This is a genomic window from Aquirufa beregesia (assembly GCF_011090385.1).
GTDB lineage: Bacteria > Bacteroidota > Bacteroidia > Cytophagales > Spirosomataceae > Aquirufa > Aquirufa beregesia.
Window position 1 is genome coordinate 513,860 of record NZ_SEWW01000001.1, and the last position, 13,978, is coordinate 527,837.

General features: G+C 38.4%; 11 protein-coding genes. 8 read left to right on the forward strand and 3 right to left on the reverse strand.

Going from position 1 to position 13,978, the window contains the following annotated elements; all coding sequences use genetic code 11:
* The first annotated feature begins 2 nt into the window (after positions 1-2).
* From ccoN to EWU23_RS02270, 7 genes are read left to right on the forward strand one after another with little or no spacing between them, the layout of a single operon-like run.
* On the forward strand, positions 3-2,132 hold the full coding sequence (ccoN, locus tag EWU23_RS02240) for a cytochrome-c oxidase, cbb3-type subunit I (protein WP_166228374.1): 2,130 nt from the start codon (positions 3-5) through the stop codon (positions 2,130-2,132).
* Positions 2,133-2,136: 4 nt separating this feature from the next.
* A complete protein-coding gene (locus tag EWU23_RS02245; protein WP_166228376.1) occupies positions 2,137-2,292 on the forward strand; it encodes a CcoQ/FixQ family Cbb3-type cytochrome c oxidase assembly chaperone in 156 nt (51 codons plus the stop codon).
* A 36-nt stretch (positions 2,293-2,328) separates the two neighbouring features.
* Positions 2,329-3,069, forward strand: coding sequence for a cbb3-type cytochrome c oxidase N-terminal domain-containing protein (locus tag EWU23_RS02250; protein ID WP_166228378.1), 741 nt, complete (start codon positions 2,329-2,331; stop codon positions 3,067-3,069).
* Between the two features lie 18 nt (positions 3,070-3,087).
* Positions 3,088-3,300, forward strand: coding sequence for a YgaP family membrane protein (locus EWU23_RS02255; RefSeq protein WP_166228380.1), 213 nt, complete (start codon positions 3,088-3,090; stop codon positions 3,298-3,300).
* A 33-nt stretch (positions 3,301-3,333) separates the two neighbouring features.
* The gene (gene ccoG / locus EWU23_RS02260; RefSeq protein WP_166228382.1) at positions 3,334-4,737 is read left to right on the forward strand and encodes a cytochrome c oxidase accessory protein CcoG; all 1,404 of its coding nucleotides are present in this window, start codon (positions 3,334-3,336) and stop codon (positions 4,735-4,737) included.
* Positions 4,730-5,185, forward strand: coding sequence for a FixH family protein (locus EWU23_RS02265; protein WP_166228384.1), 456 nt, complete (start codon positions 4,730-4,732; stop codon positions 5,183-5,185). The genes ccoG and EWU23_RS02265 overlap by 8 nt, the downstream gene beginning before the upstream one ends.
* Positions 5,185-5,880 (forward strand): sulfite exporter TauE/SafE family protein, encoded by a 696-nt coding sequence (locus tag EWU23_RS02270; protein ID WP_166228386.1) that lies wholly within the window; start codon positions 5,185-5,187, stop codon positions 5,878-5,880. Before EWU23_RS02265 ends, EWU23_RS02270 begins: the two co-directional genes overlap by 1 nt.
* Here EWU23_RS02270 and EWU23_RS02275 read toward each other — a convergent pair.
* The 3 genes from EWU23_RS02275 to EWU23_RS02285 are packed head-to-tail and all read right to left on the reverse strand — an operon-like array spanning position 5,864 to position 10,384.
* The gene (locus tag EWU23_RS02275) at positions 5,864-6,931 is read right to left on the reverse strand and encodes a response regulator (protein ID WP_235942128.1); all 1,068 of its coding nucleotides are present in this window, start codon (positions 6,929-6,931) and stop codon (positions 5,864-5,866) included. The two genes, EWU23_RS02270 and EWU23_RS02275, sit on opposite strands and share 17 nt — an antisense overlap.
* Complete coding sequence (locus tag EWU23_RS02280) at positions 6,921-8,144, reverse strand: PAS domain-containing sensor histidine kinase (RefSeq protein WP_166228388.1); 1,224 nt, start codon at positions 8,142-8,144, stop codon at positions 6,921-6,923. Before EWU23_RS02280 ends, EWU23_RS02275 begins: the two co-directional genes overlap by 11 nt.
* 53 nt (positions 8,145-8,197) lie before the next feature.
* On the reverse strand, positions 8,198-10,384 hold the full coding sequence (locus tag EWU23_RS02285) for a penicillin acylase family protein (RefSeq protein ID WP_166228390.1): 2,187 nt from the start codon (positions 10,382-10,384) through the stop codon (positions 8,198-8,200).
* 183 nt (positions 10,385-10,567) lie between these two features.
* On the opposite strand from EWU23_RS02285, the gene EWU23_RS02290 reads away from it, so the two are divergent.
* The gene (locus EWU23_RS02290; protein ID WP_166228392.1) at positions 10,568-13,957 is read left to right on the forward strand and encodes a HEAT repeat domain-containing protein; all 3,390 of its coding nucleotides are present in this window, start codon (positions 10,568-10,570) and stop codon (positions 13,955-13,957) included.
* The last annotated feature ends 21 nt before the right edge of the window (positions 13,958-13,978 follow it).

Consider the following 13,978-nt stretch of genomic DNA (forward strand, 5'->3'; position numbering starts at 1 on the left):
TTATGAAGTCACAAACGACTACTTTGGATCAATTCTCGTACGACAATAAAACCGTTCGGAATTTCGCCATTGCAACCATTATCTGGGGTATTGTTGGAATGCTCGTTGGGGTCATTATTGCCTCACAGTTGTTCGAACCTGCAATGAACGTCACTCAATATGGAACATTTGGTCGTATACGTCCGCTGCATACCAATGCAGTGATTTTTGCTTTTGTAGGTAATGCCATCTTTGCCGGTGTGTATTATTCACTCCAAAGGCTTTTAAAAGCACGTATGTTCAGTGATTTTCTTTCGTCGTTCCACTTTTGGGGTTGGCAATTAATCATTGTAGCTGCAGTCATCACGTTACCCTTAGGTATTACTACATCACACGAATATGCGGAGTTGGAGTGGCCAATAGATATTGCGATTACCTTAGTTTGGGTAGCATTCGGTATCAATATGTTTGGTACTATCATCAAACGTAGAGAGCGTCACTTATATGTGGCTATTTGGTTTTACATTGCCACTTTCGTTACTGTTGCGGTATTGCACTTAACCAACTCCGTACAATTACCAATCTCATTCTTAAAAAGTTATTATGTATATGCTGGGGTACAAGATGCCTTGATTCAGTGGTGGTATGGACATAATGCGGTAGCATTTTTCTTAACCACTCCTTTCTTAGGTTTGATGTATTATTTCCTGCCTAAAATGGCAAATCGCCCGGTATATTCGTATCGCTTATCCATTTTACACTTCTGGGCTTTGATATTTATCTATATCTGGGCAGGACCTCACCACTTATTGTATTCTAGCTTACCCGATTGGGCACAATCCTTAGGTGTGGTTTTCTCTATTATGTTGATTGCTCCATCATGGGGTGGAATGATTAATGGCTTGTTAACCTTACGTGGTGCTTGGGATCAAGTACGTGAAAATACCATTTTGAAATTTATGGTAGTGGGTATCACGACTTACGGTATGGCTACTTTTGAAGGCCCCATGTTAAGTTTAAAGAACGTTAATGCGATTGCCCACTTTACTGACTGGATCGTAGCTCACGTTCACGTAGGTGCATTAGGATGGAATGGTTTCTTGACATTCGCCATATTGTATTGGATGGTACCGCGTATTTTCCAAACAACTTTATTCTCAGAAAAATTAGTGAAGACTCACTTCTGGATTGGTACATTAGGTATTGCCTTTTATGCTATTCCGATGTATATCTCTGGTTTCACTCAGGGTATGATGTGGAAACAGTTTACCCCAGAAGGAACTTTACAATACGGTAACTTCTTAGATACTACTTTACAAATTATCCCAATGCACCAAATGCGTGCTTTAGGAGGTACATTGTACTTAGTGGGTGCTATTTTAATGGCATATAACTTATTCAAGACGATGGCTCAAGGTTCTCTTTTAGCCAATGAACCAGCTGAAGCCGCTCCATTAGAGGTTATTGTATCTGAAAAAGAAGTAAAAGGATTACACTGGCATAGCTGGATTGAGAGAAGACCGATTCAATTATTGATAGGTTCTTTAATCATGATTCTTGTAGGTTCTATAGTGGAATTAATACCAACGTTCATGGTGAAATCCAATGTTCCTACGATTGCGGCTGTTCAACCTTATACTTCACTAGAACTAGAAGGACGTGATATTTATATTCGTGAAGGCTGCGTAAACTGCCACTCTCAATTGGTTCGTCCATTCCGAAGTGAAACAGAACGTTATGGCGAGTTTTCTAAATCAGGTGAGTTTGTATATGACCATCCATTCTTGTGGGGATCTAAAAGAACGGGACCGGATTTACACCGTGAGGGGGGGAAATATCCAGATTCTTGGCACTACCATCACATGCGTGAACCGTCATCTATGTCTCCTGGATCCATTATGCCAGCTTATGATTGGTTGTATGATCAGAGTTTAAATACGTCTCAAACTCAAGCTAAATTACAAGCGATGAAGACATTAGGCGTTCCTTATGATGATGTTCAAATCAAAAATGCGGTGAAGGACTTAGAAGCTCAATCCAAAGAGATTCAAGCACGTTTAGCGGAAGAAAAAATCAAAGTAGGTGCTGACAAAGAGATTATTGCTTTGATCGCTTATTTACAAAGATTAGGTACAGACATTTCTAAAAAATAAGACCATGTTTAAGCAATTTATTTCCACCATACCAGGAGCAGACTCCTACATGATATTCTCTTTATTGGTATTCCTTGTATTCTTTGTTTTGGTAGGAATCTATTTGTTCTGGATGGATAAAAAACATCTAGACAAAATGAGAAAAATGCCCCTAGAATAGGCTTAAAGATTTTTGACAACATTTATTCATAACAATATGTTTAATTCATTCACAGAAATTTGGTTAATCAGCTTGATCCTTTTAACCAGCATTTTAGTATTAATCGTAACCATGCAGCTTTCTTCTGCGCTTAAGAAATTAACCTTAGATCCTAGTAAACAGGAGGAGGAAGCATCCTTAAGCTGGTGGCAGAAATTTACTGGATTAAAACCTTTGGAGAAGGAAAAAGATCTAGAAATGGAGCATCAATATGATGGCATTGTAGAGTTAGATAATCCTACTCCACCTTGGTTCATGTATTTGTTTTATATTACGATCTTGTTTGGTGTGGTGTATTTATTTTATTACCACGTAGCTCAAGATGGCAATATTCAAGAAGCAGAATACAAAACAGAGGTAGCTGTTGCTGAAAAGGCGAGGGAAGAATACATGAAGAAATTCGCGAACTCAGTTAATGAGGACAATGTAAAGGCAATGAGTGCAGCAAAAGATTTAACAGAAGGATCAACTATTTATACGACAAATTGCGTAGCTTGTCATGGTGATAAGGGTCAAGGAGGCGTAGGTCCTAATTTGACAGACGTGTATTGGATACACGGAGGTACCATGAAGGATTTGTTTCATACCATCACCAATGGCGTTCCTGAAAAGGGGATGATTGCTTGGAATAAAACACTGAATCCGATTCAGATTCAACAAGTTTCTTCCTATATCCTAACTTTACAAGGAAGCAATCCTCCGGGGGCTAAGGAGCCACAAGGAACGGAGCAAAAATAGTCATCAAAATTCAACCATATGAAACAGAATGTTGGACGTACAGATCGGGTAGCTCGCTTAGCTGCGGCAGTAGCTTTGGCTATCCTTACTTATGCTGGGATAATTCCTGATAATTTATCCGTAGTTGTATATGTAGTTGCGGGCATAATTGCCTTAACGGGAATCTTTCGTTTTTGTCCCTTGTATAAACCTTTTGGTATAAGTACTTGTAGAGAAAAGGCTCCATTTTAAATTAAAAAGGTCCGGAAACGGACCTTCTTTTTTATGTCAAATATCAGTTTAGAAAATGATGATTATCGTAATCATCTATATAATCAAAGCAAAGACGGTAAACGTCTTTGGATTTACCCAGGTAGAATCATTGGTCGTTTATATCGCCTGAGAACCTATTTTTCTTACCTTTTAATGATATTACTTTTTGGTCTACCTTGGATAGAGAGAAAAGGCGAGCCTGTCTTTTTGTTCAATGTGATTGAACGTAAGTTCATCTTTTTTGGGGTTCCTTTCTTTCCACAAGATTTCCATTTAGTAGCTTTGGGCTTAGTGGCCTCCTTAATCTTCATCAGCTTATTTACCGTGCTTTTTGGTCGGGTTTGGTGTGGGTGGGCTTGTCCGCAAACCATCTTTATGGAAATGCTTTTTAGGAAGATTGAATACTGGATTGATGGGGATGATAAGGCCCAAAAAAGATTAGATGCCGCACCTTGGGATAGCCAAAAAATAGTAAAACGAGTTAGCAAGCATACCTTGTTTATTCTTTTGTCTTTCGCTATTTCCAATACCTTTTTGATGTACATCATGGGTAAAAAGGAGTGGATCAAATTAGTGACTGAACCACCCATGGATCACTTGACAGGTTTATTTACCATTTTATTATTCACGGGAACATTTTATTTTGTTTTTGCTCGGTTTAGAGAATTAGTCTGCATTGTGGTTTGTCCTTATGGACGCCTACAAGGTGTTTTATTAGACAATAATTCGATTCTTGTTTCTTATGATCATAAACGAGGCGAGCCAAGAGGAAAAATACAAAAAGGCGTAGATCAAAGTCAGCAGGGTGATTGTATCGATTGTCATTGGTGCGTACGAGTTTGTCCTACAGGGATTGATATCCGAAATGGAAGTAATCAATTGGAATGTATCGGTTGTACGTCCTGTATTGATGCCTGTGATGAAGTGATGGAAAAAATCAATAAGCCTAAAAACCTCATTCGATATGATTCTGTCAATGGGATTAATGAACAAAAGAAATTGAAGTTCAATTTGAGAATTGGTGCTTACAGTGGTGTTCTATTACTTTTAGTGGGAGCTATAGCCTTTCTTTTATTGACTAGAAGTCCTTGGGAAACCACCTTATTGAGAACCCCGGGGATGACTTTCCAATTGGATGAAAAAAATAAGGAAGTAAGTAATTTGTACTCCATTGAGATTTTGAACAAATCGCTGGATTTACAAAATTTACAGTTCCAAATTGAATCACCCATGCGAATTCAATGGGTAGGAACGCCACCTAAGGGTATAGAACCAGGAAAAATGGTAAAGTCTGAATTTTTCATCAAAGCTCCTATAGGTGCATGGAAAAGTAAAGACAAAATAGAAATTCATATCCAGAATAAGGATGGTGAAATAGAAACAATCAAAACTAGATTTATACAGCCTGATGAGTAATACAGAAAAAAAATCGTTGAATTGGGGACATGCCATCATTGGCGTATTTATACTTTTTGGCGCATTTATGGCCTATTTTTATGTCAACATGACACATGAAACCATTGAATTAGTGGGAGACCATTATTATGAAGATGGACAGAAATTTCAAAAGAAAATAGATCAAAGAAAGGAAACAGCCTTACTGGCAGAGAAGGTAGAACTTCAGTTTAACGCTTCTAGTAAGGAAGTCAAATTGAGCATTCCCCAAGGCTCACATGATGTCAAAGTGAATTTCTTTCGTCCTTCCTCTGCCGCTCAGGACAAGTCCTTTACACTGAAAAAACCAAGTGATAGCACTTGGACTATATCGAGCGAATTCTTGTCGAAAGGTCCATGGAAAATCAATATAGAATGGATGATAGCCGATAAAACCTATATGAATGATCAGCGTATTTTAGTTCCTTAATGCAAACTTGGTATCTCAGCTTTTTAATAGGATTAGCCGGTAGTTGGCATTGTGTGGCCATGTGTGGCCCCATTATGCTTCATGTCAGGCAAAAAAACCAACAGGCTAATGTCAGTACGGTCATCTACCAAATTGGCCGTATTTTTACTTATTCCATCCTAGGATTTTTAGTTGCCAGCATGGGCTCCATCTGGATTTTTCCTACATGGTGGCATTTTTACTACTTATTTGCGGGATTAGTCTTGCTTTTCTTATCCTCGGGCAAATTAAAAGACAGTTTGTTTGATTTTCTGTATCGTTGGATAGGAAAGCCCTTACAGCAATCGGGGAGGGGAATGGGCGTATTAGGCCATTTCTTCTTGGGTATGGGCAATGGATTACTTCCTTGTGGATTGGTCATTGGTGGACTTAGTTTGGCCCTGATTCAACCCAGTCCCACATTAGGAGCATGGACCATGTTTATTTTTGGATTGAGTACTTTACCAGCCATCACAACGGCCATATTAGGCTTTCGATGGTTGGAAAAAAAACAAGGAAACTTGATGTACTATGTCAAGTATTTAAGCTGGGGAGTCGCTTTTTTACTCTTATTCAGAGGTGCCTGGGGAATTGGGATGAATCATTCGAATTATTTGAAAAACTCTCCACTCAGCCCCATCATTTGTCACCCATTTAGCTCTAATAGCGCAAATTAGCCAGTTTATTGACATCCAAAAGAGTCATTTCACTTCCTCTAATTTCTAATAGACCTTCTTTTTTAAAGTCACTCAAAGTTCTGATAACAGTTTCCGTGGCGGTGCCCACTCGTGAAGCTAAATCTTCTCGAGAAAGACGGATAACAACTGGTCCATGTAAGTCATTTCCGTAAGTTTTCGCTAATTCTACCAATGCCATGGATACACGTAAACGCAAGGACTGATATGCCATAGAAACCAATATTTTCTCATTTTTCATGAGGTAGCTAGTCAAAGCTTTTCTAAAATATATTTCTAAATGGATATTTTGCTTGAGTAAATCTTTGAATTCATTAGAAGAAATACTTAAAATAATGGACTCTTCTAAGGCTTCAGCTGTTTCTCGATAGATTTGATTTTCTAAAATATCCACATAGCCAAAAAACTCTCCTTCTTTGATGAATGAGGTAATAAAATATTTTCCTTCTCGGTTGGTGTGGTAGGTTTTAATTTTACCCTTTTCTAAGAAATACAAACGTGAATGACTATCGCCCTCGGAATATATGCTCTGTTTCTTCTGTAAATGATGTGTTCTTTTTTCCCCATCGAAATGCGTAAAATCAAGAAAATCTAAGGCTTTTTGAGCAAGTGAAACCTCGGATTGTAATTCTACATCGACGTGACCTTCCATTTGTTGAAGCGACTTCTTTTTTAAACGAGTTTCGATGGAACGCAATAATTCTACCTCTTGGAACGGCTTAGTTAAAAAATCGTCAGCGCCCATTTCCATCCCTTTCCGCATATCTGAACGATCCGTCTTAGCAGTCAAGAAAATAAAAGGAACCTGAGACAATTGCTCATGTTTAGAAAATACCTGCAACACACCAAAGCCATCTAAATGGGGCATCATAATATCACAAATCACCAAATCAGGGAGGTTATGTTGAGCCATACGAACTCCTTCAATGCCATCTGCAGCAGTTTCTACTACATAACCTGATAATTCCAGTAGCTCAGCCGTGTTTTCCCGGATATCATCACTGTCTTCTATAAGTAATATTTTATTCATCATGGTTTAATCTCGGTATTTCTATGGTAAGTTGGGTTCCTTGGTTCAATGCTGATTCTAATTTTAGTTCACCATTTATCAATTCCAAATATCGATCAATCAAGTGTAATCCCAAACCAGTCCCTGGAATAACAGTGGCATTACTGCCACGAAAAAATCGCTCAAATAAATGTTTTTTATCATCATCACTGATTCCTATACCTTTGTCGCTAATCGTGATTTTTAAGATATTGTTTTCTTCCTTGACGATTAAATCTACATTCTCATTGGAAAACTTCAGGGCATTTGATAAGGCATTCAATAATATTTTCCGCAAAACTGATTCATCACTGACCCAGGTTTCCGAGGCATCAAAATCCAACATAATTTTCTGATTGGCCTTTTTATAAGGAATCAAATCCGACTTTATTTCTAAAAACAAAGGTTCTAATTCGATGGTAGAAGCATGAATCTCTACATGTCCTGACTCGAGTTTTCCTACCGATAAAAATTCTTCTAAAATCATGGTCAAATGATTTACTGAAGCCTTGATCCGCCGGATATGCTGTTCTCTTTTTTCTTGTTCTTCGGCTTTTTGGTACTTCTCTAATAAAGTTGCGGAACTTAATATAGAGGTGAGGGGAGTCCTAAACTCATGAGATGCCATAGAAACGAAACGCGTTTTCAAATCCCCTAATTCCTTTTCCTTTTGCAAAGCACTTTCTAATTCTAGCGTATTAGCTTCTAATTTCTCCAGCGTATTCTGCAAGGCTTGCGTTCTTGCCTTTACTTCTTCTTCTAAGGTCTCATTCAATTGGTTAATCTCCTGATTTTTCAAAATCAGTTCCATTTCCACCTTACGTTTCAGAGTAACATCACTGATAAAAGCAATGTAAAACATTTGGTCATTTTCTTTAAAATGACTCAAACTGATCTCCACAGGAAATAAGGATTCATCCTTTCTTTTGGCCTTCAAATCTAAGCCTACACCCATGGGGCGATCTTGTGGATGCTCTGCATATTTGGTTTGATGACCATGATGCCGAGATCGCAAATGATTGGGAATTAGGATATCGATATTTTTCCCTTTTAATTCATTTCGCTCATATCCAAAAAGACTATCGGCAAAGTGATTCGTCATAATGACATTACTGGATGAATCCGTTACCAGAATACCTATGGCCGCCTCATTGAAGATGGCTTCGTATTGAAATCTGGAAACTAAAGGTTGTGACATATCCATTTATTAATCCAACTAATTTACAAAAATTGCCTTCCTAAACAATGAATTTAAGGATGATAAGCTGATTTCTGATGCTTTAAAACATCATCCAAATAAAAATGAACGTCCTTAAATTTTCCTTCCGCATAGTTCTGTGCTTGATCAAAAAAATGAGGAGAATGTATATCACCACTTTGTCCTCCAGCAAGAAGAGATTTTGCTTTAATTTTGGGACCAAATTCCACAGCGCAAATGAAACTATTCCCATTGACACCGTACCATTTTTTGGTATTCGGAAAGGCCTTGCTGTTATAAGAGGGTAACATCCCCCAAGTAGATGAAGCAAAAGGAACGGCATAGCTAGCTTGGGCATCATCAAAGTAGAATTCTGACTGATTTCCAATACGTTGCAAGCGATTTAACTCTCCCCAAGCCACTTGCCAGGTTCCCCAATTTTTGTGTAAATCCTGCAAAACCACATCCAAGACTTGACACATTTCTTCTTCCTTCCCTGACGCAAGATAGGCTTCTACACTTTTAATTAGGTCAATTTCTCCTCCAAACATTAATTTCCTTGGTATTTTCAGTAGTGTTTTTTGTCCCCATTGGATGGCTAAGGTTTGAGCCACAGAACTTAATCGAGCCTGAAAATTCCATTTTTTCAATGTATCTATGGCTAATCCAAAAGTTGAATTAGCTGCTAAATTTCTTTTTTCTCCCGCCTTCACCAAAGCAGGAATCAGGTATTCAAAAGCAATTAATTTTCGATCATAACCAATCTGAATCAAGTCATCCAAATCCAATTTTCCTGATTTAGAAAATAAGCGAAAAGCATTTTTGTCGCGAAAATTCTCTGCATCTGGAGCCATATAGACGGGGAATTGTGATTTTTTAGGACTCGACAAGCCTGAAACGGTAAATGGAGTTGAATTACAATTTTGTATCCAGGCACTTATGGGATCAATGGATTGAACAATCTCTTTCAAAGGATGTACCCCTTTCCAGTCCAAAGATGATTTAGTTCCATCTTGAACCAAAGACCAATCGATTTCTGGCTGTCGTTTTGGAACAAAATTCCCATGCCAATAGGCTATCCGACCATGTTGACCAGCATACACCGTATTGTTGGAAGTATTAGCCCGCATATTCATGACCGATTGAAATTCCTCAAAACTTTTGGTTTTGGTTCTCGCCCAACTTTGTATTAAACTCTTGATAGACCGATTATAGGATTTAACTGAAATCCATTTACCCTCTCTTTCAGCCATGATGGGACCGCGGTGATTGGAGTAAACTTGGATAATATGTGGCGACTGCCCTTTAGCCTGCAATACAATGCTTTGTTCTTTAATAGGTAGCCATTTACCATCTAATAGATATTCTTTTCCATGTTGACCATCTCGGGTCGTTTCTGCATAATTATCAGCCACATCTACCTGACTTGAAGTGTGCATCCATCCACCAAAGCGATTAAATCCCTGATAAACAAAGAATTGTCCCCAAGTAACTGCGCCATATACATTCAATCCTTCCTCACTGCTCATCTGTACTTCAGGTCTAAAATAAAATGTCACGTGAGGATTGATGTAAAACAGAGAATTCCCTGATTTAGATTTAGCAGGACCTACTGCAAAACCATTAGAACCTGTTAAATCTGCCTCTGGGTCTACAGCATTTCTTTTTAAGTAACTTAATTTATTACCCATTAAACCATAAAACCTAGCTACTTCAGCTTGATTAATGCTTCCCGTAGAAATGGCTCCTATACTTCCATCCGTCCATAGAAGGGGATACCAAGGTTCAAAATGACTTAACAGGGCAGGTTTAACTTCAGGATGTTTGTATAAATAATAATTAATACCATCAGCATATGCATGCAATAATTTCTTAAGCCAAAGGGGACTCGTTTTATATTCTTGCTTGGCTTCTTCTTGGCTAATAATCAATCGGATATACAAATCATTGGCTAATTCATTCGGACCAAAGACTTCGGCTTTTCGACCTAGCTTCTCGATATAATTCATTTCTACCCGCATAAAATCATCCTCGCATTGAGCATACAATAAACCAAATACCGCATCAGCATCAAATTTCCCATAAATATGCGGAACCCCATATTCATCTCGAATGATATTTACGCGTTTGGATTGGGCTTTCCACGCTTTTATTTGATTGGAATTGACCCCAAAGGAAAGACTATGACTGAATACAAGGAAAATTAAACAGAGAGAGGGAAGGATAAAGTAAGTTTTCATAGTGCTGATGGAGATAAAAACAAAAATACATTTTTTTCATTAGTAGGCTTAGAAATTCTGGGGGATAAACAATTCCTAGTTGATATTCAATTATTTAAAGATAGCTGGGTATAAATAATATGACTATGTCTTTTTATGTTTGTAGTTCTGATTGAAAATTTTGCTTTTGAAAAACCATTTACGATGAAATTAAAATTTCTTTATGCTCTTGGGCTCGTTTCCGCAATTTCCTATTCTTGTAGTAATTCCTTAGAAAAAGACACCTATCGGGTGATACTAGAAGATCAAGATAATTTGGCCGAAAAGGCTAAATTGGCCAAAGAGAAATTACCCATTAAAATTGCCCCAGGGTTACAGATTACACGATTTGCCTCGGATTCATTAGCTCCAGATCCGGTGGCTATGGATATGGATGATCAGGGTGCCGTATACATTACTCGTACCAATCGTGGAAAATATTCTGAGTTCGATATTCGTGGGCATCGTGATTGGATGACAGAGTCCATTGGGTTTCAATCGGTGGCCGACAGAAAGGCCTTTTTACATAGGACCTTTGCCCCAGAAAATTCCGCCAAAAATGATTGGTTACCGGATTTAAATCAAGATGGAATTCATGATGTCAATGACTTAAAGGTTGAAAAAGAAGAAATCTGGAAAATTGAAGATAAAAATGGAGATGGTTTCGCCGACCAAGCCACCCGCGTATACAACGGTTTTCACGAAGAATTTACCGACGTAACTGGGGGTATTTTGGTACGTAAAAAAGATGCTTTTATCGCCGTTGGCCCTGATTTATGGCGTTTAAAAAACACGAAGAAAAACGGTCTTTTAACGGAACCTGTATCCATTTCAACGGGCTATGCGGTTCACATTGGTTTTGGTGGACATGGTATGTCGGGGGTAATCGAAGGGCCAGATGGCAAGATTTATTGGCAAATTGGAGACATTGGAGCCAATATTACGGCATTGGATGGAGAACAATATAAATATCCTAATTCTGGGGTAATCGTTCGTTCAAATCCAGATGGAAGTAATTTTGAGGTTTTTGCTTCTGGTTTAAGAAATACCCACGAATTTGTATTTGACCACTATGGAAATTTGATAAGTTCAGACAATGACGGTGACCATCCGGGTGAAAGTGAGCGTTTGGTACATATTGTGGAAGGTTCAGATGCGGGTTGGAGATCCAACTGGCAATACGGAAAATATACTGACCCAGGTAATAATCTGTATAAAGTATGGATGGACGAAAAATTGTATGTGCCTCGCTGGAAAGGACAAGCTGCCTACATTATTCCTCCTATCAGAAACTATCATAATGGTCCGACAGGAATGTTGTTTAATCCAGGAACGGCCCTAGGTAAGAAATGGACAAATAAATTCTTTTTAGTGGAGTTTGTGGGTAATCCCAATGCTTCCCACATTTGGTCCTTTGACCTAAAACCTAAAGGAGCCACGTTTGATTTCAAATCGGAAGAAGATGTTGTGAGTGGAATTTTACCTACAGGTATGCGTTTTGGCCCTGATGGAGCCTTGTACGCTGCCGACTGGGTAAATGGCTGGGATGTGAAACATTATGGCCGAGTATGGAAGATTGATGTAGATACCCAAAACAACGATTTAGCACAAGAAAGAGCTGAAACAAAACGATTGATCCAATTGGATTATGAGAAACAGAACACGAATGCCTTGTATGATTTACTTTTCTACAACGACTTACGAGTACGTATGAAAGCTCAATTTGAGCTAGCTAAAAGAGGTAATGCTTCTGTTGCCCTATTTCAAAAAGCCATTCAACAAAAAGAAAATCAATTGGCTCGTATTCATGGAATATGGGGAATGGGACAGCTAGGAGCCACAGATGTTACCGTAGGGGCTATGTTAGGGGAACAATTACAAGATCAAGATGAGGAAATAGTAGCTCAGGCGGCGAAAGTATTGGGAGATATTTTCAACAAAGATCATGAAGGGCGTTTAATTCAATTAATTGATTCCAAAAATCCCCGTGTTAGTTTCTTTGCATGTCAGGCTTTAGGAAGAATTAAATCAGAAAAGGCCATTCCAGGCTTATTGAAACTCATTGAAAAAAATAACGATGAGGATCATTACATCCGCCATGCGGCAGTTTTAGCTTTAGCGAGAATTGGAAAAGAAGATCCTTTGGTTGCTTTGGCAGGTTCTTCAAATACGGCCCTAAAAACAGCAGCGGTACTAGTATTACGTCGTTTATCAAGCCCACAAATAGCTTTATTTTTACAAGATTCAGATGAATATATTGCTACAGAAGCAGCAAGAGCCATTAATGACGATGAATCTATTCCAGCAGCTTTACCAGCTTTAGCCACAGCATTAAACAACAAAGCGTGGAAAGGAGAAGCATTACTTCGTCGTGCGATCAATGCTTGTTTACGTGTAGGTACCAGTAAAGAGATTGATGCTTTGATTCTTTTCAGTGAACGAAATGACATTTCGGATGTCATCCGTGCAGAGGCCATTGCTACCTTAGGATCTTGGGCTAATCCATCGGTGTTAGATCGAGTAGATGGTCGACATAGAGGTGTATTGCAAAGAAATCCAGCTGATGTGGTAGGTCGTATCTACCCTAAAATTGCCTCATTTTTAAGAAGTAATAATCCAGAAGTTTTAGTGGCAACAGCCAAATTGTTATCGGAATTAAAAATCACAGATTTCAAGAGTGAACAAACTCAAATTTTCTTAAATCATGCCAATGCCAAGGTGAGAGCGGCTCATTTGAGTTCTTTAGTAGCATTAAAAGACGCAAATCTATCCTTGATTATTCAAAAAGGCATGAATGATGCAGATCGAAGTGTTCGTGGAGCATCTTTAGGATTTTTAGATAAGGTTGATTTGTCGAAAACTCAATTACCGAACGTGGTCAATCCGATTATGGAAAAGGGAAGTGTGATTGAACAACAACAATTATTACAAAGTATCGGAAAGATGCCAGTGGATAAAACAGACGATGTATTAGCTGATTTAATCCAAAGAATGGTGGCTAATAAATTATCCAATGATATCCGATTGGATTTAGTGGAAGCAGTGGAAGCGAGCAATTCACAAAAACTGATTGCCAAATTAGATGCATTAAAGACCAAAGGGACTTTGACCGATGAATTTAAAGATGCCATGTTTGGTGGAAACATTCAAGCAGGTAATGCCATTTTCTACAGAAATCAAACCGTTCAATGCGTTCGTTGTCATACTGCTGGGGGAGAAGGTGGCATTGTTGGACCATCGTTAAAAGGAATTGGTCGTCGTTTAAGCAGAGAGCAAATTTTACAAGCTTTGATTGAGCCAAGTGCGAGAATTGCTCCTGGATATGGCACCATCAATTTGAAATTAACAGATGGTCAAGAAGTAAGTGGAACCGTTATTTCTGAGACAGAAAGCATGATTCAGCTAAAAACTTCGGAAGCTGAACCTTTGAAAATTGCAATATCTCGCATCAAGTCAAGAGAGAATTTCCCATCCAGTATGCCACCTATGGGCAGCCTGATGTCGAAGAGAGAAATTAGAGATGTTGTAGAATTTTTATCATCTTTAAGAAATTAAATATACATTTGTGCCGTTATA